General features: G+C 72.6%; 19 protein-coding genes. 10 read left to right on the forward strand and 9 right to left on the reverse strand.

Going from position 1 to position 20,430, the window contains the following annotated elements:
• Positions 1 to 32: 32 nt before the first annotated feature.
• The 3 genes from ACF3NH_RS09090 to ACF3NH_RS09100 form a co-directional block, all read right to left on the reverse strand.
• Positions 33 to 1,175, reverse strand: a complete 1,143-nt coding sequence (locus ACF3NH_RS09090; RefSeq protein WP_422922586.1) for an ABC transporter substrate-binding protein — start codon at positions 1,173 to 1,175, stop codon at positions 33 to 35.
• On the reverse strand, positions 1,172 to 3,406 hold the full coding sequence (locus tag ACF3NH_RS09095; RefSeq protein ID WP_422922587.1) for a TonB-dependent siderophore receptor: 2,235 nt from the start codon (positions 3,404 to 3,406) through the stop codon (positions 1,172 to 1,174). Before ACF3NH_RS09095 ends, ACF3NH_RS09090 begins: the two co-directional genes overlap by 4 nt.
• A gap of 119 nt (positions 3,407 to 3,525) precedes the next feature.
• Positions 3,526 to 4,797, reverse strand: coding sequence for a cystathionine gamma-synthase family protein (locus ACF3NH_RS09100; protein WP_198365323.1), 1,272 nt, complete (start codon positions 4,795 to 4,797; stop codon positions 3,526 to 3,528).
• Between the two features lie 161 nt (positions 4,798 to 4,958).
• Between ACF3NH_RS09100 and ACF3NH_RS09105 the strand changes: the two genes are divergently transcribed.
• The gene (locus tag ACF3NH_RS09105; RefSeq protein WP_422922588.1) at positions 4,959 to 6,122 is read left to right on the forward strand and encodes a threonine synthase; all 1,164 of its coding nucleotides are present in this window, start codon (positions 4,959 to 4,961) and stop codon (positions 6,120 to 6,122) included.
• Positions 6,119 to 7,627: a M81 family metallopeptidase gene (locus tag ACF3NH_RS09110; protein ID WP_422922589.1), complete on the forward strand. Its 1,509-nt coding sequence runs from the start codon at positions 6,119 to 6,121 to the stop codon at positions 7,625 to 7,627. The genes ACF3NH_RS09105 and ACF3NH_RS09110 overlap by 4 nt, the downstream gene beginning before the upstream one ends.
• Positions 7,628 to 7,634: 7 nt before the next feature.
• Here ACF3NH_RS09110 and ACF3NH_RS09115 read toward each other — a convergent pair whose 3' ends face one another.
• Positions 7,635 to 8,312 (reverse strand): trimeric intracellular cation channel family protein, encoded by a 678-nt coding sequence (locus tag ACF3NH_RS09115; RefSeq protein WP_422924753.1) that lies wholly within the window; start codon positions 8,310 to 8,312, stop codon positions 7,635 to 7,637.
• The gene (locus ACF3NH_RS09120) at positions 8,302 to 9,537 is read right to left on the reverse strand and encodes an MFS transporter (RefSeq protein WP_198365326.1); all 1,236 of its coding nucleotides are present in this window, start codon (positions 9,535 to 9,537) and stop codon (positions 8,302 to 8,304) included. Before ACF3NH_RS09120 ends, ACF3NH_RS09115 begins: the two co-directional genes overlap by 11 nt.
• 274 nt (positions 9,538 to 9,811) lie before the next feature.
• On the opposite strand from ACF3NH_RS09120, the gene ACF3NH_RS09125 reads away from it, so the two are divergent.
• Together ACF3NH_RS09125 and ACF3NH_RS09130 are read left to right on the forward strand one after the other, a co-directional pair.
• A complete protein-coding gene (locus ACF3NH_RS09125; RefSeq protein WP_422922590.1) occupies positions 9,812 to 11,308 on the forward strand; it encodes an aldehyde dehydrogenase family protein in 1,497 nt (498 codons plus the stop codon).
• A 137-nt stretch (positions 11,309 to 11,445) separates the two neighbouring features.
• Complete coding sequence (locus ACF3NH_RS09130) at positions 11,446 to 11,970, forward strand: sugar O-acetyltransferase (RefSeq protein WP_422924755.1); 525 nt, start codon at positions 11,446 to 11,448, stop codon at positions 11,968 to 11,970.
• 53 nt (positions 11,971 to 12,023) lie between these two features.
• On the opposite strand, the gene ACF3NH_RS09135 is transcribed toward ACF3NH_RS09130, so the two are convergent.
• Both ACF3NH_RS09135 and ACF3NH_RS09140 read right to left on the reverse strand, forming a co-directional pair.
• Complete coding sequence (locus tag ACF3NH_RS09135; protein WP_422922591.1) at positions 12,024 to 13,283, reverse strand: aminopeptidase; 1,260 nt, start codon at positions 13,281 to 13,283, stop codon at positions 12,024 to 12,026.
• A 64-nt stretch (positions 13,284 to 13,347) separates the two neighbouring features.
• Positions 13,348 to 14,157, reverse strand: a complete 810-nt coding sequence (locus ACF3NH_RS09140) for a S49 family peptidase (protein ID WP_422922592.1) — start codon at positions 14,155 to 14,157, stop codon at positions 13,348 to 13,350.
• 191 nt (positions 14,158 to 14,348) lie between these two features.
• Here ACF3NH_RS09140 and ACF3NH_RS09145 point away from each other — a divergent pair, with 191 nt between their 5' ends.
• The 3 genes from ACF3NH_RS09145 (at position 14,349) to ACF3NH_RS09155 (ending at position 16,943) form a co-directional block, all read left to right on the forward strand.
• On the forward strand, positions 14,349 to 15,458 hold the full coding sequence (locus ACF3NH_RS09145; protein ID WP_422922593.1) for an S-(hydroxymethyl)glutathione dehydrogenase/class III alcohol dehydrogenase: 1,110 nt from the start codon (positions 14,349 to 14,351) through the stop codon (positions 15,456 to 15,458).
• Between the two features lie 92 nt (positions 15,459 to 15,550).
• Complete coding sequence (locus ACF3NH_RS09150; protein ID WP_422922594.1) at positions 15,551 to 15,979, forward strand: CoA-binding protein; 429 nt, start codon at positions 15,551 to 15,553, stop codon at positions 15,977 to 15,979.
• 196 nt (positions 15,980 to 16,175) lie between these two features.
• Positions 16,176 to 16,943 carry a DUF2076 domain-containing protein gene (locus ACF3NH_RS09155; RefSeq protein WP_198365332.1) on the forward strand — a complete coding sequence of 256 codons (768 nt, stop codon included), beginning with the start codon at positions 16,176 to 16,178 and terminating at the stop codon, positions 16,941 to 16,943.
• 88 nt (positions 16,944 to 17,031) lie between these two features.
• Here ACF3NH_RS09155 and ACF3NH_RS09160 read toward each other — a convergent pair whose 3' ends face one another.
• Complete coding sequence (locus tag ACF3NH_RS09160) at positions 17,032 to 17,643, reverse strand: NAD(P)-dependent oxidoreductase (RefSeq protein ID WP_422922595.1); 612 nt, start codon at positions 17,641 to 17,643, stop codon at positions 17,032 to 17,034.
• 109 nt (positions 17,644 to 17,752) lie between these two features.
• On the opposite strand from ACF3NH_RS09160, the gene ACF3NH_RS09165 reads away from it, so the two are divergent.
• From ACF3NH_RS09165 to ACF3NH_RS09175, 3 genes are all read left to right on the forward strand, one after another.
• Entirely contained in the window at positions 17,753 to 18,142 is a 390-nt protein-coding gene (locus tag ACF3NH_RS09165; protein WP_198365334.1) for a winged helix-turn-helix transcriptional regulator, read from the forward strand.
• 73 nt (positions 18,143 to 18,215) lie between these two features.
• Positions 18,216 to 19,067 (forward strand): LysR family transcriptional regulator, encoded by an 852-nt coding sequence (locus tag ACF3NH_RS09170; RefSeq protein WP_198365335.1) that lies wholly within the window; start codon positions 18,216 to 18,218, stop codon positions 19,065 to 19,067.
• Between the two features lie 110 nt (positions 19,068 to 19,177).
• On the forward strand, positions 19,178 to 19,972 hold the full coding sequence (locus tag ACF3NH_RS09175; protein ID WP_198365336.1) for an aldolase: 795 nt from the start codon (positions 19,178 to 19,180) through the stop codon (positions 19,970 to 19,972).
• 22 nt (positions 19,973 to 19,994) lie between these two features.
• Here ACF3NH_RS09175 and ACF3NH_RS09180 read toward each other — a convergent pair whose 3' ends face one another.
• Positions 19,995 to 20,399 (reverse strand): ketosteroid isomerase-related protein, encoded by a 405-nt coding sequence (locus tag ACF3NH_RS09180; protein WP_422922596.1) that lies wholly within the window; start codon positions 20,397 to 20,399, stop codon positions 19,995 to 19,997.
• Positions 20,400 to 20,430: the final 31 nt, after the last annotated feature.

Raw genomic sequence — 20,430 nt, forward strand, 5'->3', positions numbered from 1 at the left:
GAGGTGCCTCCTTCGGCATCGGGCCGGCGGCATCAGGGCCGGCTCATGGACGGGCCGGCGGGCAGGTCGGCCCAGTAGGTTCCGGCCATCGGGATGGCCAGGAAATCCCGGTTGAGCGCCGCCAGGGTGGCGGCGGGATCGAGGTCGGCGCAGCGGTCGGGATGCAGCCAGCGGGCCAGCAGCTCCAGCATCACCACATGCGCGGGCGTGTCGTTGAAGCCGTGCCAGACGGCATGCGCCCGGCCCCGGCGCACCGCCGGCAGCAGGTCGAGCCGGTCGCGGCGCAGCGTGTCGGCCAGGGCGGCGCTCGCCGCCCCGGGCGTGACGCCCGGGCCGAGCGGGATGCCGCCGCGGCCGCCATAGGGGCCGCCGGTCGCGACATAGAGGCGGGGATCGGCGGCCACCACCTGCTCGAAGGACAGGGTGCCGATGGTGCCGGGCAGCAGCGCGGCGCCGATGCTGCGCCCGCCGCAGAAACGGATCATCGAATCATGGGCGCCGCGGCCGGGGGAATCGCAGCAGGGCCGGCCGCCGGCATGGGCGTGCAGGAACACGGAGGGGGCCTCCGCGCCGGCGACGCGCGCGGCGATGGCGGCGAGGCGTTCGCCGTAGAAGGCCTCGAAGGCCGCCGCCCGGTCCTCCCGCCCCAGGATCCGGCCGAGCAGGGCGAGGCTCGGCCGCGTGTTGCGCATCGGGTCCTGGAAGAAGTCGATGACGATGACGGGAATGCCGAGCGCGGTGACGCGGTCGGCGAGGCCGCTGGCGACGGCGGAGAGGCCGGCGACCAGCACCTCCGGCCGCGCCGCCAGCAGCGTCTCCAGCGCCAGGTCCTGCGACTGCCCGCGCCGCAGCAGCGGGATGTCGTCCACCCGCGGGAAGCGCTCCCGCACCATGGCGTAGTCGGGCGGGTTCATCCGACGCAGGTCATCGCCCCAGCCGACGATGAGGGAGACCGGATCGGGGTGCAGCAGGCCCATGGCGAGGACATGCCGCGCCTCGGTCAGCGCGATGCGCCGGGCGGTGCCGGGAAGGGTGACGCCGCGCCCCGCGATATCCGTCAGCGGCGCCGCCGCAGCCCCGGCGTGCCGCGGCAGCGCCGGCATGGCCAGGGAGGAGAGGAGGGCCGGCAGGGCGCCCAGCAGGCGCCGCCGCCCGGCCGTCCCGCCGCCGCTCACCAGCGGGCGCGCAGCGAGCCCAGCACCATCCGGCCCGTGCCGTAGTAGCAGGCGGTGATGCTGCTGCAGCTGGCCACGTAGTCCTTGTCGGCGAGGTTCTGCGCGTTCACCGCCAGCTCGACGCCGGCCAGCTTCTCGAAGCGGGCGCCCAGCTCGTAGCGGATGGCGGCATCGAACAGCGTCACCGACGGCACCTTGAAGGTGTTGGTGTCGTTGCCGTAGGTCTCGCCGATGTAGCGCACGCCGCCGCCGAGGCTCAGGCCGCGCAGCGGGCCCTCGTGGAAGGCATAGTTGGCCCAGCCGGAAGCCATGTGGTGCGGCACCTGCGGCACCCGGTTGCCCTCGACGCCGACGACGTTCGACTTGGTGATCTCGGTGTCGAGATAGGCGTAGCTGCCGAGCAGGTCGAGGCTGTCGGTCAGGCTGGCGCGGCCCTCCAGCTCGATGCCGCGCGAGCGGATCTCGCCCTGCGCGACGCTGTAGTTCGTGTAGACCGCGTCACGGGTCAGCACATTGTCCTGCGTGATGTGGAAGGCGGCGAGCTGGACGAAGCTGTTCATGCCCGGCGGCTGGTACTTCACGCCGACCTCGTACTGCTCGCCCGTGGTGGGCGCGAAGTTGCCGCCGCCGCGCTGCGGCGCCTGGGTGCCGGTGTTCGGCAGGAAGGAGGTCGAGTAGCTGGCATAGGGCGCCAGGCCGTTGTCGAAGAGGTAGAGGCCGCCGACGCGCCAGGTCAGCTCGTCATCCCACTGCGAGGTCTGCGCCGCGTTGGCGCCGCTCGCCAGATGCGTCGTCGTGCCGATGCTGGCGGTGTCGTAGCGCAGGCCGACATTGAACCGCCAGCGGCCGAGCGCGATCTGGTCCTGCGCGTAGAAGCCGAGCTGGTCCAGTTCCTGGTTGGTCAGGTCGGCCGGGCCGGAGAGGATGGGCGGGATGTTCCGGTAGTAGACCGGCGCGAAGAGGTCGAGGCTCGGCACGTCGACGCTGATGGTGGTCAGCCGCGCGCGCGCCGAGGTGCGCTGCCAGTCGACGCCGAAGAGCGCCGTGTGCTGCACCGGGCCGGTGGTGAAGGTCGCCTGCGCCTGGTTGTCCAGCGCGTAGGAATTGGCGTGGTCCGAGGCGTAGGTGGCGCGGCGGCTGCCGGTGCGGCCGTTGGCGGCGATGGAGCCGATGGAGAGGACGTTGAACTCCGCGTCGATATGCGAGTAGCGGAAGTTCTGGCGCACCGTCCAGACATTGTCGAAGCGGTGCTCGAACTGGTAGCCGATCGAGGCCTGGGTGCGGTCGAAGCGGTCGTAGTTCGGATCGCCGCCGAAGAAGCCGCGGCGCTGCTGGCCATAGGGGCTGGGCAGCACCGAGCCGACGGCGGGGACGAAGTTGTAGAAGCCGCTCTTCGGATCCTTCTGGTAGGAGGCGAGCAGCGTGAAGGTGGTGTTGTCGTCCGGGCGCCACATCAGCGCGGGCGCGATGGCGATGCGCTGCTCCTCGGCGAAGTCGTACTGCGTGTCGGCGATGCGGGCGATGCCGGTCAGGCGGTAGGCGAAGGTGCCGTCCTCGGTCAGCGGGCCGCCGAAATCGAAGGCGGTCTGCATCAGCGCGTTGCTGCCGGCCTCGATGCGGACCTCATGGATCGGCGTGGTGGTCGGGCGGCGGCTGACCAGGTTCACCAGGCCGCCGACGCCGGTCTGGCCGTAGAGCACCGAGGCCGGGCCGCGCAGCACCTCGATCCTCTCCAGCAGCCAGGGGTCGGTGTTCGGCACGCCGTAGTAGAGGCCGCGGCCCTGGCGCAGGCCATCGAGGAAGTTGACGAAGGCGGCGCCGGTGCCCTGCCCGCCGAAGCCGCGCACGAAGACGCTGTCATAGCGCGCGGCGGGCCGCACCTCGGCCAGCACGCCGGCGGTGTAGCGCAGGGCCTGGGAGACGCTGAGCGCCGCCTGGTCGTCGATCTGGTCGCGGGTGACGACGCCGACCGACTGCGGCGCCTCGATCAGCGGCGTGTCGGTCTTGGAGCCGGTGGTGGTGAGTGGCGCGACATAGCCCGGCGCATGCTCCCAGGCGCGCCAGGCGGTGGCCTGGACATTGACCTCCGGCAGGGTGACGCTGCCCTCGGTGACGCTGCTCTCAGTGATGGGCGCCGCGGCGAGGGCGGGTGCCTCCTGTGCCAGCGTGGCGGTGGGCAGGACCGCGGCGGTCGCGAGGAGGAGGGAGCGCAGCGGAGACAAGCGAGCCATGCCAGACTTTCCGGAAACGGGAGATTGGCGCCCGTTTAGGCACAGCTGCGATTCGTTCGCAACATGGGCGGGCGCGGATCTGCCCTTCGCCCGCCGCGTGTGTCCCTTCGGCCCGCCCCTCAGCCCAGCGCCGCCAGGGCCTGGGTCAGGTCGGCGATCAGGTCGTCGACATGCTCGATGCCGATGCTGAGCCGGATCAGCCCGTCGCTCACGCCGATCCGCGCCCGCACCTCCGCCGGCACGCCGGAATGGGTGGTGGAGGCGGGGTGGCTGGCCAGCGATTCGGTGCCACCCAGGCTGACCGCCAGCTTGAAGACGCGCAGCCGGTTCAGCACCCGGAAGGCCTCCGGCTGGCCGCCGGCGATCTCGATGCTGAAGGTCGAGCCGGGGCCGCTGCATTGCGCCGCGTAGACCGGGCCGGCCTGCGGCCCCAGCGCATGCACCGCCGCGACGCGCGGGTGCCGCTCCAGGAAGTCGGCCACCGCCTCGGCGTTGCGCGCCGCCGCCTTCATGCGCAGCGAGAGCGTCTCCAGAGAGCGGCCCAGCATCCAGCAGGAATGCGGATCGAGCTGCGTGCCGATGGCGCCGCGCAGCAGCCGCACCGCCTGGATCAGGTCGCGCCGGCCGATGGCGGCGCCCGCGACGAGGTCGCTGTGCCCGCCGACATACTTGGTCATGGAGGAGACGACGAGGTCGACGCCATGCGTCAGCGGCTGCTGGAAGATCGGCCCGAGCATGGTGTTGTCGCAGAGGATCACCGGGCGGTGCCCCGCCTGCCGCGCGGCGATGCGGTCGGCGGCGACCCCGATCAGCGCCAGGTCGACCAGGGTATTGAGCGGGTTGGAGGGGGTCTCCACCAGGATCACGCTGACCCGGCCGCGCGCCACGGCCCGGTCCGCGGCGGCCTCGATGGCCGCGGCCTTCGTCCCCTCCGCGAAGCCCTCGGCGGCGATGCCGTACTGCGCCAGGGTGCGGGCGAGCAGCGTCTCGGTGCCGCCGTAGAGCGGCTGGCTGTGCAGGATGATGTCGCCCGGCCGGGCGAAGGCCAGGATGCTGGTGGCGATGGCCGCCATGCCGGAGGAGAAGAGCAGGGCTGCCTCGCCCTTCTCGTAGATCGCCAGGCGGTCCTCGACGATCTCGCTGTTGGGGTGGTTGAAGCGCGAATAGACCAGCCCGGCGCCGCCCTCGGGGGCGGCCTTGCGGCCGGCGACGACATCGAAGTAGTCGCGCCCCTCCTCGGCCGAGCGGAAGACGAAGGTGGAGGTCAGGAAGACCGGCGGCTTGACCGAGCCCTCGGAGAGGGCCGGGTCGTAGCCGTAGCCCAGCATCAGCGTCTCGGGATGCAGGGGGTGGTTGCCGATCGTCGTGTGGTGGCTGCGGTCCTCGGCCATGGCGGGCCTCCTTGCTGGGGCCGCCGGGCGGCGGCCGGGGAGGGAGGCTGGCATGGCGGCCCCGGGGCGCGCCAGGGGAACGCCAAAGGGGAAACGCCAGAAGGGGCGGGAGCGGCGCCTCTCCCTTGCCGGACGGCCCCGGGCGCGCGAGGCTCCCGCTCATGCAGGACCCCGCCTATCTCGACCCGCGCAGCGGCCGCACCTGGCCGCTTTCCGAACCCCGCTGGCGCGGCCCCGAGGGCCAGCCGCTGCTGCTCACCGACCTGCCCGGCCTGACCCGGCCGGGAATCGAGGCCGGCACGCGCGGCCTCTGGCGCTACGCCGCGGCGCTGCCGTTCCGGCCGGCGGCGCCGATCACCCTCGGCGAGGGCGCGACGCCGCTGCTGCGGCGCGACTGGGGCCAGGGCGCGCTGCGCGGCACGGCGCACTTCAAATGCGAGTGGCTGATGCCGAGCGGCAGCTTCAAGGACCGTGGCGCCACGGTCATGCTCTCGCTGCTGCGCGAGCAGGGCATCCGGCACGTGCTCGAGGATTCCTCCGGCAATGGCGGCGCGGCCATCGCCACCTACGCGGCGGCGGGCGGGATGCGGGCGAGGATCCTGGTGCCGGCCTCGACCAGCCCGGCCAAGACGGTGCAGTCCCGCGCCCTCGGCGCCGCGATCGAGCTGATCCCCGGCAGCCGGCAGGACTGCGCCGATGCGGCCCTGGCCCAAGGGAGCGACCCGGCGGGGAACGATCCGGCCTCGGGCGTCTTCTACGCCAGCCACAACTGGCACCCTTTCTTCCTGCAGGGTACCAAGACGCTGGCCTACGAGCTGTGGGAGGATCTCGGCTTCCGCGCGCCGGACAACGTCATCGTCCCCTGCGGCGCCGGCTCCAACGTGCTCGGCTGCGGCATCGGCTTCGGCGAGCTGCTGCGGGCGGGGCAGATCGACCGCCTGCCGCGCCTCTTCGCCGCCCAGCCGGCGCAATGCGGGCCGATCGCGCGGGCCTTCCTCGGCCTGCCGCCGGCGCCGCCCGGCCCGACCATCGCCGAGGGCACGGCCATCGCCCAGCCGATCCGCCTGCCGGAGATCCTGGACACCCTGCGGCGGAGCGGCGGCGGCGCCGTGCTGCTGGAGGAGGCGGAGATCGCCGCGGCCACGCGCGATCTGGCGGCGCAGGGCCTCTATGTGGAGCCCACCTCGGCCCAGGCGGCGGCGGCGCTGAGCCGCCTGCGGGAGGAGGGCGCCATCGGGCGGGAGGAGGTGACGGTGGTGGTGCTGACCGGCGCCGGGCTGAAGGCGACGCAGCGCCATGCCGAGCTGGCCGGGGTGGCGCTGTGACGGGAGGGCCGCGCGTCGCGCTGCTCGGCTTCTCCATCGAGTGCAACCGCTTCGCCCCCGTGGCGCGCCTGGCGGACTTCCGCCGCTGGCTGGAGGGCGAGGCCCTGCTGGCCGATGCGCGGGGCGCGGCGCCGGTGGCGCTGCCGGAGATGCCGGGCTTCGTCGCCGCCATGGACGCCGCCGGACCCTGGCGGCCCCGCCCGCTGCTGCTCGCCCTGGCCGAGCCGAACGGGCCGGTCGAGCAGGGCGACTTCGCAGACATGATGGCGCGCTGGCGCCAGGGGCTCGAGGTGCTGCGCGGCGAGCTGGACGGCGTCTACTGCCTGCTGCATGGCGCCGGCCTGACCACGGCGCTGGACGATCCCGAGGGTGCCCTGCAGGCGATGATCCGCGAGGTGCTGGGCGAGGGCGTGCCGCTGGTCTGCAGCTACGACCTGCACGCCAATGTCTCCCAAGCGATGGTGCGGCATTGCGACGCCTTCGTGGGCTACCGCACCAACCCGCATCTCGACATGCGCGAGCGGGGCGCGGAATCCGCCGCGCTGCTGCGGCGGCTGATGGCGGGCGAGCGGTTCCATCGCGCCTTCCGCCGCCTGCCCATCGTGGCGCCGACCGTCAGCCTGCTGACGGCCAAGGGGCCCTATGGCGAGGTGATCGACTTCGGGCAGGAACGGCGGCGGCTGCTGGGGCCGGAGAAGGTCGCCAATGTCTCGGTGATGGGCGGCTTCGCCTACAGCGACACGCCCTTCAACGGCTTCGCCATCGTCGTCACCGGCCCCGACCGTGCCGCCTGCGAGGCGCTGGCCGACGAGCTGGCGCGCGATGCCTGGAGCCGGCGCGCCCGCTTCGTGGCGAAGTTGACACCGCTGACCGAGGCGGTGCAGCGCGCCCTGACCGCGGAGGTGCCGCTGGCCTTCGCCGATGTCGCCGACAATCCCGGCGGTGGCGGCGGCGGCAACACCCTGTTCATCCTGGCCGCCTTCCACAAGGCGGGGGTGGAGGGCGCGCTGTTCGGCCTCCTCCATGACCCGGCGCTGGCGGCGGAGGCGCATGAGCGCGGCCGGGGCGCGCGCTTCAGCGCCCGGTTCAACCGCGACACGCGGGGCGGCTTCGCGCATCCCTTCGCCGCGCCGGCGGAGGTGGTGGCGCTGTCGGACGGGCGGGTCGTCGGGCGGCGTGGCCTCTATGCGGGCACGGCGAAGGATCTGGGCCCGACGGCCGCGCTGCGCCTGGGCGGGATCACGGCGGTGGTGGTCAGCCACCGCCTGCAATGCGCCGACCCGGCCTTCTTCGAGCATCTGGGCCTCGATATCGGCGCGGCGCGGGCCGTGGTGCTGAAGTCGCGCGGGCATTTCCGCGGCGGCTTCGACGAGTTCTTCACGCCCGGCCGCATCATCGAGGTGGACGCCCCCGGCCTGACCTCGCCGATGCTGGACCGCTTCGCCTGGACGAAGCTGCCCCGCCCGGTGCTGCCGCTCGACCCGGAGACGCGCTGGGCGCCGTGAGGGAGACTCAGCGCCGGTCCGGGTAGTCGCGGCCCGGCCGCGCCCTGTAGGCCGGGAGCGACCAGCCCCGCCGGATCGCCGCCGCGCGGAGGCCGAAGGCGAGGGCGAGGCCGGTGCAGACGGCGAGGCCGCGGTCCGCCCCCGCCGCGGTGAGCAGGACGAAGGCGCCGGCGCCGAGCGCGGCCGCCGTGGCGTAGATCTCGCGCCGCAGGATGAGCGGCAGCTCGCCGCAGATCACGTCGCGCAGCGCGCCGCCGAAGGTGGCGGTGGCCATGCCCATCAGCGTCGCGGCCCAGGGGCTGGCGCCCTCCATCAGCGCCGCCTCGGCGCCCAGCACGGCGAAGACCGACAGCCCCAGCGCGTCGGCCCAGAGCAGCGGCACGAAGCGCCGTTCCAGCAGATGCGCCGTGAAGAAGATCAGCACGGCGATGCCGGCGACCATCAGCGCCAGGCCGGGCGTGGTGAGCCAGCCGACCGGGCGGCCCAGCAGCACGTCCCGCACCGTACCACCGCCGAAGGCGGTGACGGCGGCGATCAGGATGAAGCCGACCGGGTCGAGCCGCTTGCGCGAGGCGGTGAGGGCGCCCGCCGCGGCGAAGGCGGCGGTGCCCAGCCAGTTCAGGCCGGCGAGCAGCCAGGCGAGCGGCCAGGCGGAAGGCCAGGCGGAAGGCAGGTCACTCGGCAGGGAGGGGGCGCGCCCTGTCGCTCTCGGCGGTGCCGCGCGCCGTGCCCATGCACAGCAGCGAGAGCGCCAGCAGCCCCGCCACCAGCGGCAGCACCCAGTGCGTCAGCCCGGCATCGAGCAGCATGCCGAAGGGCACCGGGGTCAGCGCGCCGCCCAGCGGCAGGCCGGCCGAGATGAAGCCGAAGACCTTGCCGATCTGCCCCGGCGGCGAGGCATCCTTCACCATCACGTCGCGCGGGGTGCGGCTGGCGCCGAGCGCGAAGCCGGCGCCGAGCGCCAGCACGATGGCGGCCCAGCCGGGGATGGGGATGGTGCCCAGCATGAGCAGCAGGACAATGGAGCAGAGCGTCAGGCCGATGACGAAGGCGGCGTGGCGCTGCGAGCGGTCGGCGAACCAGCCGCCCACCAGCACGCCGCCGGAATTGCCCGCCATGTAGCCGGTGAGCGCCATCGAGCCGACCGCGACCGGAATGCCCCACATCGTGTCCAGCACGGTGATGAGGAAGGCCTGGATGCCCGAACCCGCCATGGAGGAGAGCAGGAAGAAGGCGAAGAAGAGCAGCATGGTGCGCGAGAGCAGCACGGCGGCGCCGCCTTCCGTGGCGCGCGGCTTGGGCTGGTCCGAGAGCACCCGGCTCTGCCACAGGATGGCGCCCACCACCGGCACGCCGAGCAGGCCGACCAGCAGCAGCCCGGCGCGCCAGCCCATGGTCGCGGCCAGCGCCACGATCACCAGGGGCGCCAGGGCGAAGCCGAGATTGCCGGTGAAGGTGTGCATGGCGAAGGCGCGGCCCATGCGCGCCTTGTTGATGGAGCCGGCGAGGATGGCGTAGTCGGCCGGGTGGATGACGCTGTTACCGATGCCGGACAGCACCGCGAGGCCGAGAATGACCCAGTAGCTCGGCGCGAAGGCCATGGCGGAGATGGAGAGCGCCATGATCAGCGTGCCGCCGATCAGGTAGGGCCGCGCGCCGTGCCGGTCCACCAGGAAGCCGACCGGCGTCTGCAGCACCGCCGTCACCGCGCTCATCAGCGCGACGGACAGGCCGAGCGCGGCATAGGAGACGCCGAACTCGTCGCGCCAGATCGGGAAGAGCGGCGCCAGGCACAGCATGTAGAAGTGCGACAGGAAGTGGCCGGTGCCGATGAGGCCGATGATGCGCCAGTCTCGGTCGGGCGCGGCGCGGTCCGGCCGCGGGGTGGTGTCAGGGCCCGCGGGGGGCATGTCGGATCTTCCTTGGACGGGACTCGGAGGTTCGGGCCCGCCGCGCGCGCCGTCCCGCCCTTGCCGCATGGGCGGGGCACGGGCGGCGGACGAGGCGGACCCGGCCGGTCAGGCTGCGCCCCGTCCGGGAGGCTGTCAAACCGCGCGGGGGCGTGGTGGCGAGGTTGTAATCTGAGAATGAGACGCATTAACATGATGCGCCGGCGCCGGGCTGGACTCGGCCAGGAACGGCTCGCTATGCTCAAATAAACACAACGAACAGGAGGACACCGCCATGGATGCCGCCACCGCCCACGGCCGCCTCGGCGCCGAGGCCCGCGCCTTCATCGCCCGCCGGCACAAGCTGCTGATCGGCGGGCAATGGGTCGATGCCCGATCCGGCAAGACCTTCCCCGTCCATGACCCCGCCAATGGCCAGCAGATCGCCACCGTCGCCGAGGGTGGGGCCGAGGATATCGATGCCGCCGTGCGCGCCGCGCGCAAGGCCTTCGAGGACGGCCCCTGGCCGCGGATGAAGCCGACCGAGCGCGGCAAGCTGGTCTGGAAGCTGGCTGAGGTCATCGAGCGGCACGCCGAGGAGCTGGCGCAGCTCGAATCCCTCGACAACGGCAAGCCGATCAGCGACGCGCGCGCCGTCGACGTGCCCTTCTCGGCCGAGCTGCTGCGCTACATGGCCGGCTGGTGCACCAAGATCACCGGCCAGCAGATCCCGCTCTCGGCGCCCGGCGAGTGGCACGCCTACAGCATCCGCGAGCCGGTCGGCGTGGTCGGGCAGATCATCCCCTGGAACTTTCCCTTCATGATGGCGGCGTGGAAGATCGCGCCGGCGCTTGCCGCCGGCTGCACCATCGTGCTGAAGCCGGCCGAGCAGACGCCGCTGACGGCGATCCGCCTGGGCGAGCTGATCGAGGAGGCGGGCTTCCCGCCAGGCGTGGTGAACGTGGTGACGGGCGACGGCACGCCGGGCGCGGCGCTGGCGGCGCATCCGGACGTGGACAAGGTGGCCTTCACCGGCTCGACCGAGGTCGGCAAGCTGATCGTCAAGGCGGCGGCGGGCAACCTGAAGAAGGTGAGCCTGGAGCTGGGCGGCAAGTCGCCGGCCGTGGTGTTCCCCGACGCCGACCTTTCCGTCGCCATCCCCGGCGCCGCCACCGGCATCTTCTTCAACATGGGCCAGTGCTGCACGGCGGGCTCGCGCCTCTTCGTGCATGAGCGCATCTTCGACAAGATGATGTCGGGCCTGGCGGACGAGGCCGGCAAGTGGCGCATCGGCCACGGGCTGGAGCCGGAGACGCGGATCGGCCCGCTGGTCTCGCAGGAGCAGTTCGACAAGGTGAGCGGCTACCTCGCCGCCGGCAAGCAGGCCGGGGCCGAGGTGGTGACCGGCGGCGAGCGGCACGGCAACGAGGGCTATTTCATCAAGCCCACCGTGCTGGCGAGGACGACGCCGGAGATGTCGGTGGTGAAGGAGGAGATCTTCGGCCCCGTCGTCTGCGCCATGCCGTTCAACGACGACGACCTGGAGCGCATCGCGCGCGAGGCCAACAACACCGCCTACGGCCTGGCCGCCAGCATCTGGACGCGCGACATCGGCATCGCCCACAAGATGGCGCGCAGGATCAAGGCGGGCTCCGTCTGGATCAACGTGCACAACTTCAACGACGTCGCGCTGCCCTTCGGCGGCTACAAGCAGTCCGGCTGGGGCCGCGAGATGGGCTACGAGGCGATCGAGCTCTACACCGAGACCAAGGCGGTCGCGGCGATGCTGTAACGGGAGAGGGCGGGGGCAGGGGGGCGGCACATGACACCCTCCGACCTCGCCCCGCATGGGCATTCCGCGCGCCTCTCGCTAAGCTCCCTCTCCAACCGGAAGGGAGCTGAAGCGTGGCCTTGACCGAGAAGCAGAAGATGCTGTCCGGCGCCCTCTACCATGCGGGCGATGCGGAGATTCAGGCCGATGCCGCGGCGGCGCGGGACTGGATGGCGCGCTACAACGCCGCCTTCGCCGATCCCGCCGCCCGGGCCGCGCTGCTGCGCGAGCGGCTGGCGGCGGTGGGGGAGGGGGCGGTGATCCGCGCGCCCTTCCATTGCGACTACGGCTACAACATCAGCATCGGCGCCGGCGCCTTCCTCAACTTCAACTGCGTCATCCTCGATGTCGTCGCGGTCAGCATCGGCGAGGGCACGCAGATCGGGCCGGCGGTGCAGATCTACACGGCCGACCACCCGCGCGAGCCGGAGGCGCGGCGCAGCGGGCTGGAGTTCGGCCGCCCCGTGCGGATCGGCGCCAATGTCTGGATCGGCGGCGGCGCCATCCTGCTGCCCGGCGTCACGGTGGGCGACGATGCGGTGATCGGCGCCGGCAGCGTGGTGACGCGGGACGTGCCGCCGGGCGCGACGGTCGTCGGCAATCCGGCGCGCGCGCCGCGCTAGAGCGGATCCCAATCCGGTGGAATCGCCGGATCGGGATGCGCGCCGGCGTCAGGTCAGACCCACTCGCCCTTCCGCATCAGCGGCACGGCCTGACCGTCGAAGCCGATGCCGTCGAGGTCCGTCTCGGCCGAGCCGATCATCCAGTCCACATGGATCAGCGAGGAATTGCCGCCCCGCGCCGTGAACTGCTCGTCCGTCATGCTCTCGGAATCGGTGAAGCACTTCTTGTAGGCCTGGCCGAGGGCGATGTGGCAGGCGGCGTTCTCGTCGAACAGCGTGTTGAAGAACAGCAGGCCGCTTTGCGAGATCGGCGAGGAATGCGGCACCAGCGCCACCTCGCCCAGCCGCCGCGCGCCCTCGTCGGTCGAGATCAGCCGGTTCAGCACCGCCTCGCCCGTGCCGGCATGCGCCTCGACGATCCGCCCGCCCTCGAAGCGGACGCGGATGTCGCTGATCAGCGTGCCGGCATGGGCCAGCGGCTTGGTGGCGGCGACCGTGCCTTCCGTCATCGCCGCGTGCGGCGTGGTGAAGACCTCCTCGGTCGGGATGTTGGGATTGCCGGTGATGCCGTTGCGCGCCTTCGAGCTGCCGCCCATCCAGCTGTGCCCGTCGGCCAGGCCCACCCGCAGGTCGGTGCCCGGGCCCCTGAAGTGCAGGGCGCGGAAGCGCTGGGCGTCGAGCATCCGGCGCCGCTCCATCAGCGCGGCGTTGTGGCGCGCCCACTCGGCCTCGGGGTCGGGGCGGTCGACGCGGGTGCTGCTGTAGACAGCCTCCCAGAGCCTCGCCTGCGCCTCGTGGGGCGCGAGGTCGGGGAAGACGGCGCGGGCCCAGGCCTGGGTGGCGTAGGGCACCAGCGTCCAGTTGATGGCCGAGGCGGTGATCAGCTCCAGCGCCGGCCGGTACGCCTTGGAGCGGGCGCGGTTGGCGCGCGCCACCTTCTCCGGGTCCTGGGCGGCCAGCAGGTTCGGGTCCTCGCCCACCACCGCGAGGCGCGCCGCGCCGCCGCGGAAGGCCGCCGCCATGGCCTCGTACATCCAGCCCGGCGCCACGTCGAAACTGTCATCGGTGGCGAGTCGGTAGCGGGCCAGGGCCGACTGGTCGTCGGAGAACAGCGTCGTCACCAGCGAGGCGCCGGCCCTGTAGGCCGCCTCGGTGATCAGCCGGACCAGCGGCAGCGCCTCGACCGGCGCGGTCATCAGCAGCTCTTGCCCCGGCTTCAGCCCGCCCAGCCCGACCCGCACGGCGATCCCGGCCAGCCGTTCCAGGCGGGGGTCCTCCGCCGTGGCGGGGGAAAGGGTGCTCTGCTGGTCCATCCGGGCCTCCTCTGCGCTGACGGGGATTGCCACCCCGGGGTGGCCCCCTGTCAAGCATGGTGGCTCAGAGGCCGATCCGCGCCCAGGCCGCGCGCTCCTCCAGCCCGGCGACCGCCTCCGCGGCGGCGCCGCGCAGCAGGCGCAGCGGCAGGGGCGGGCGCCGCTGGCCCAGCGACACCACCTGCACCTTCTCGCCGAAGCGGCGCCGGATCTCGCCCCGGGCGTCGCCCAGGCGATCGACCAGGCCGAGCGGCAGGGCCTGGCGCCCGGTCCAGAAGCGGCCGTTGAACAGCTCCGCCTCCGGGGCCTTCAGCCGGGTGCCGCGGCGCTCGTGCACCCAGGCCTTGAACTCGGCATGCAGCGCGTCGAGCAGCTCCTGCAGCCGCTCGCGCTGCCAGTCCTCCACCGGCCGGAAGGGGTCGAGGAAGGATTTCTGCCCGCCCGCCGTGGCCAGTCGCCGCTCGACGCCGAGCTTCGCCGCCAGCGCCTCGAGCCCGAAGCCAGCGGAGACGACGCCGATCGAGCCGACGATGCTGGAGGGATCGGCGACGATCTCCTCCGCCGCGCAGGCCAGCCAGTAGCCGCCCGAGGCGGCGGCATCCTCGCAGCAGGCGATGACCGGCACGCGGTGCTGGTTGGCCAGTTGCCGGATGCGGTGGGCGATGAGGCTCGACTGCACCGGCGAGCCGCCGGGCGAGTTGATCGCCAGCACCACGCCGGCCAGGCGCTTCAGGCCGAAGGCGCGCTCCAGCACCGGCCCGACGCTCTCGAGGCTGAGGCCGCCGCCGGGCAGCAGACCGCCACGCGCGGCGATGAGGCCGGAGAGCCGGACGACCGCCACGCGGGGCTGGCGGCTGAGGAAGGGGAAGGGCATTCCCAACGCTTTCGCCTCCCCGCACCGCGCCGGTCAAGGCAAAGGATCGTTGGCCCCGGGATCCCGGGCCCTGGGCCCGGCCCGCCGGCGGCGTCGCGGCGCGCCGGCCTTTTCCGCGTCCGCCCGGCATGCCAGTTTCCGGACCGAGGGAGCGGCGCGCCGCTCCGGCCGAAGCCCGAGGAGATCCGCCCATGAAGACCCGCGCCGCCGTTGCCTGGGAGGCCGGCAAGCCGCTGTCCATCGAGGAGGTGGACCTGGAAGGCCCGCGCGAGGGCGAGGTGCTGGTGGAGATCAAGGCCACCGGCCTGTGCCACACCGACAAGTACACCCTCTCCGGCGCCGACCCGGAAGGCATCTTCCCCAGCATCCTGGGCCATGAGGGCGCCGGCATCGTCGTGGATGTCGGCCCGGGCGTGAAATCGCTCAGGAAGGGCGACCACGTCATTCCGCTCTACACGCCGGAATGCCGCGAGTGCGACTACTGCCTCAGCCGCAAGACCAATCTCTGCCAGAAGATCCGCGTCACCCAGGGCCGCGGGCAGATGCCGGACGGCACCAGCCGCTTCTCCTGCAACGGCAAGCCCATCCACCACTACATGGGCACCTCGACCTTCGCGAACCACACGGTGGTCCCCGAGATCGCGCTGGCGAAGGTCCGCGAGGACGCGCCCTTCGACAAGGTCTGCTACATCGGCTGCGGCGTCACGACCGGCCTCGGCGCCGTGCTGTTCACCGCCAAGGTGGAGGCGGGCGCCAATGTCGTGGTGTTCGGCCTGGGCGGCATCGGCCTGAACGTCATCCAGGGCGCGAAGATGGTCGGCGCCGACATGATCGTCGGCGTGGACATCAACCCGGAGCGCGAGGCCATCGCCCGCAAGTTCGGCATGACCCACTTCGTCAATCCGAAGGCGGTGAAGGGCGACCTGGTGGGGCACCTGGTCGAGCTGACCAAGGGCGGCGCCGACTACAGCTTCGAATGCGTCGGCAACACCACGCTGATGCGCCAGGCGCTGGAGTGCTGCCACAAGGGCTGGGGCGTCTCCACCATCATCGGCGTCGCGGCGGCGGGGCAGGAGATCAGCACCCGCCCCTTCCAGCTCGTCACCGGCCGGCGCTGGATCGGCTCCGCCTTCGGCGGCGCGCGCGGGCGGACCGACGTGCCGAGGATCGTCGACTGGTACATGGACGGCAGGATCAACATCGACGACCTGATCACCCACACCATGCCCCTGGACAAGATCAACGAGGGCTTCGACCTGATGACGCGGGGCGAGAGCATTCGCGGCGTCGTGCTGTACTGACCGGCCCGGGGCGCTCTCTCCGGACGCCGGGCGGGGGGGGGGAACCCTTCCGCCCGGCCCGGCGTTGCCCCCGAAGGCACACGGAGGTTCCCATGAGCATCGACGGGCTAAGCGACGACACCATTCGCGACATCCTGCTGAACACCCGGCACATCGCCGTGGTCGGCGCCTCGGCCAATCCGGCGCGGCCCTCGCACGAGGTCACCGGCTTCCTGGTCCGGCAGGGCTATGCGGTGGTGCCGGTCAATCCGGGCCTGGCCGGGCAGAGCCTGCATGGCGCCACCGTCGCGCCCTCGCTGGAGGCGGCGGGGCCCCTGGAGATGGTGGATATCTTCCGCCGCAGCGAGGAGGCCGGGGCGGTGGTGGACGAGGCCATCGCGCAGGGCGCGTGGGTGGTCTGGATGCAGCTCGGCGTCGTCGACACGGCGGCGGCGGAGCGGGCCCGGCAGGCGGGGCTGATCGCGGTCATGGACCGTTGCCCGGTGATCGAGTTCGGCCGGCTGGGGCTTCGCCGCGCGTAGCGATCGGCAGCCGGCGAGAGATTTGCGTGACAAAACATGGCCGGAATTTAACGCGGCCTTGAAAGACGGTGGCGGGTGGTCCAGATGCCAGCACCGCGCCACACGCATGGCCTGCTCGCCATGCGCCGGTCCCCCTGCGGGTCGGGTGGCGCGCGAGGCAACCTAGTCTGGGAAAGGCCCCGTCCGGGGATCTGATATGACCGAAGAAGAACGCCGCATCATCACCGCCTTCGTCGAGCGCATGGCGGGGGTCTCCGCTTCGCAGCCGGCGGCCTCGCCCTGGGGCGGCAGCAGCGTGCCGGCCACCCAGTCCCGCCCGCCCCTGCCGCCGGTCGATCCCGAGTCCGATCGGCTGATCGCTGACCTGTTCGCCCGCTACCCGGAGGCGCGCTACCGCCTGACGCAGACGGCCTTCGTGCAGGAGCACGCCCTGGTGCAGGCGCAGAACCGCATCCAGGAGCTGGAGTGGCAGCTGGAGAACAGCGAGCGCCAGGCCCAGGCGGCGCAGCAGCAGCCGCAGGGCCGGGGCGGGCTGTTCGGCGGCATGTTCGGCGGCGGCCAGCAGCAGCAGCGCCCGGTGCCGATGACGCCGCGCCCGCAGCCGGTTCAGCCGCCGCAGCCCATGAACCCGGGCATGATGCAGCAGGGCCGCGGCTCGGGCTTCCTCGGCTCGGCGCTGACCACGGCGGCGGGTGTCGCGGGCGGCATGGTGCTCGGGAACATGCTGATGGGCGCCTTCTCGGGGGGCGCGGCCGAGGCCGCCACCCAGGCCACGGATGCGGCCGGCGCCTTCGCCGAGGAGGCGGTGCCGGCCTCCAGCCCGTGGACCGATCCGGGCCAGCAGGACGCCGTGCCGGCCGCCGATTCCTCCGGCTGGGGGCAGGACGCCACGCCGGCGGAGGATCAGGGCGGCTATGCCGACGATCCGGGCTACGAGGATGGCGGCTTCGAGGAGGATATCTGACCCCTCTTCCGGGGCCGGCTCCGGCCGGCCCCGTTGTGTTTGCGAGCATCCTCACCCGATCAGGCGCTTCCCCTGATCGGGATCCGCTCTAGTAGCCGACGGTGAAGCGCGCCCGGCTGTGGCGCGGCGCCTCCACCTCATCCACCAGGACCACGGCGAAGTCCTCGAAGCTGATGTGGCTGCGGCCGTCCGCCGCCACGAGGAGCTGGTCGGTGCCGAGGCGGAAGCGCCCGGTGCGTTCGCCGGCATGGAAGTCGGCGGAGGGGGAGAGGAAAGTCCAGTCCAGCGCCTCCTCCTGCCGCAGCCGGGCCAGGAAGGCGGCGCCGCCCTCGGCCTCGGCGCGATAGGCGGCGGGGAAGTCGGGGCTGTCCAGCAGGCGCTTGCCGGGCGCCACCTCCAGGCTGCCGGCGCCCCCCACCACCAGATAGCGCGGCACGCCGGCCTGCCGGACGGCCCCGATCAGCTTCTCCGGATCGCTGGCCGTGAAATGCACCGCGCTGATGACGGCCGCGTGGCCGGCCAGCCGCTCGGCCAGCGCCGCCTGATCGAACAGGTCCCCGGCCACGGCCGTCACGCCCGGGGCGGCGGCGATGCGGGCGGGATCGCGGGCGATGGCGGTGACGGAATGGCCGCGCCGCGCCAGTTCCTGGAGGATGCGGGCGCCGGCCTGGCCGGAGGCGCCGATGAGGGCGATGTGCATGGCGGTCTGTCCCTTCGCCGTGGTATCTGATGGAAACCAGATAACCTGCGGTGAGGTGCTGTAAAGAAGGCACCTTGGACGCACCGCGTTACCCCGAGGAAACCGCCCCATGCAGGGTGACCTCTACGATCCGCGATGCCCGACCCGGCTCGTGCTCGACCGGATCGCCGACAAATGGACCGTGATGCTCCTGGTCACGCTGGCGGCGGCGCCGACGCGCTTCGCCACGCTGCGCCGGCGCACCGGGATCTCGCAGAAGGTGCTGTCGCAGACGCTGCGGCGGCTGGAGCGGGACGGGTTGGTGTCGCGGCATGTGTTCCCCACCGTGCCGGTGACGGTGGAATACGCCGCGACGCCGTTGGGGCGCACCCTGGCCGCCACGCTCGATTCCCTGCGCGACTGGGCGGAGAGCCATATCGGGGCGGTACTGGCGGCCCAGCGGCGCTATGACGCGGCGCAGGCCGCCCCCGCCTCGCCCGAGCCCGGATCCTCGCCCTAGTCCCTTGTTTTGGCGGATGTCTTCCGCCGGGGAGAGAATTCCCTCCGGGCCGGATCTGCTCTAGCCTCCGCCCATGCGCCTGCCCGATCTCGACCTCGACCTGTTGCGCTGCTTCGTCCAGGTGGCCGAGCGCGGCGGCTTCACCGCCGGCGCCGCCGCGCTCGGCCTGACGCAATCCGCCGTCAGCCTGAAGGTGAAGCGCCTGGAGGAGCTGCTGCAGAAGCGCGTGCTGGAGCGCACCAGCCGCAGCATCGCGCTCACGCGCGAGGGCGAGACGCTGCTCGCCTATGCCCGCCGCATGCTGGCGCTGAACGACGAGGCGGTGCGGCGGATGATCGCGCCGCCGGTGGCTGGCCGCCTGCGCCTCGGCGTCGCCGATCATTTCGTGCCGCGCAACCTGGCGCCCATCCTGGCCCGCTTCGCCCGCACCTTTCCCGAGCTGGCGCTGGAGATCGAGGTCGGCCGCAGCCACGAGCTGCGCGCGGCGCAGGAGCGGGGCGAGCTCGATCTGGTGCTGGGCAAGCGGCGGGATGGCGAGACCGAGGGGCGGCCGATCTGGACCGAGCCGATCGTCTGGGTCGCGGCGCCGGGCTGGGCACCGCCCGAGGGGCGGCCGCTGCCGGTGGCCATGCTGCCGCAGGGCTGCATGTTCCGCGACCGCGCCCTGGCCGCCCTGGCGCGGGCCGGGATGGAGTTCGAGGTGGTCTATGTCTCCGCCAGCCTGCTCGGCGTGGCGGCGGCGGCGCAGGCCGGCCTCGCCGTCACCGTGCTCGGCCGTTCCGGCCTGCCCGAGGGCCTGACCGAGCATCACGGCCTGCCGGCCCTGGGCGTCGCGGAGATGGCGGTGTTCGGCGACGCGACCGGGCAGAGCCAGCTGGTCGAGCCGCTGATCGGCTTCATCCGCGAGAGCATCGCCCCTGGCTGAGTCTCCTCTGGCCAAGGCTCCCCCTTGGCCGAGCCCGGTTGCGCCCGGCCGGCACCGGCCGCAATCTGCCGGCCTTCACCCCCCTCCAGCCGCCCGAGGATGCCGCAGTCATGGCCCATTCCCTCGCCGCCTCCTCCGCCCCGGTGCCGAGCCTGGCGCACAACCACCCGCCGGAGGCGGAGGCGCTGCGGCGGGCGCGGGTCGATCTCGCCGCCTGCTTCCGCATGGCGGCGCGGCTCGGCCTGCAGGAGGGCATCTGCAATCACTTCTCCGCCGTGGTGCCGGGACGGCCGGATCTGTTCCTGGTCAATCCCCACGGCCTGTCCTTCGCCGAGGTGACCGCCTCCAGCCTGCTGGTCTGCGATTTCGACGGCAACGTGGTGGAAGGCCAGGGCCAGCCGGAGGCGACGGCCTTCTACATCCACGCCCGCATCCACGCCCTGAAGCCCCGCGCGCGGGTCGCCTTCCACACCCACATGCCGCATGCGACCGCGCTGGCCATGCTGGAGGGCGAGCCGCTGGTCTGGGCGGGGCAGACGGCGCTGCGCTTCTACGGCCGCACCGCGGTGGACGAGGACTACAACGGCCTGGCGCTCGACTCGCGCGAGGGCGACCGCATCGCCGGCAGCCTGGGCGAGGCCGACATCGTCTTCATGAAGAACCACGGCGTCATGGTGGTGGCGGAGACGATCGCCGAGGCCTGGGACGACCTCTACTACCTGGAGCGGGCGGCGCAGGCGCAGCTTCTCGCCATGTCCTCCGGCCGGGCGCTGAAGCCGGTGCCGGAGGAGGTGGCGCGCCGCGTGGCCGCGCAGGAGGCCGCCGGCCGGGCCGACAGCGCCCGGCTGCACCTCGATAGCGTCCGCCGCATCCTGACGCGGGAGAGCCCGGACTTCCTGGCCTGACCGGGGCGGGGCCCCCCCCGGCCTAGTCGCCGACCTGGGCGATCCAGTCGGCCAGGTTGTAGTAGTTGCTGACCCGGGCGATCAGCCCGTCCCGCAGCTCGAAGAAGGCGCCGGCCGGCAGCACGTAGGTCTGGCCCCGCGCCTCCGGCAGCCCGGCATCGGTCGCCAGGTAGGTGCCGTGCACGATGAACTCGCTGGCGGCGCGGCGGCCGCCCTCGCCGGACATCACCACGATGTCGCGCAGCTCCTCGCGGTAGTACGCCGCCATGCGCAGCAGGAAGGCGCGGAACGCCGCCTTGCCCACCTCGCGGGCGCCCTGGTTGATGTCGTGCAGCACATCCTCGGTCAGCAGCGCCAGCATGCCCTCGACATCCCCGGCGTTGAAGGCGTCATAGTAGCTGCGGATCACGGTTTCGCTGGCGGCCATGGCCTGTGCCCTTCCTTGCGGGGGTGTGGGG

This window comes from Pseudoroseomonas sp. WGS1072 (assembly GCF_049340465.1).
Lineage (GTDB): Bacteria > Pseudomonadota > Alphaproteobacteria > Acetobacterales > Acetobacteraceae > Pseudoroseomonas.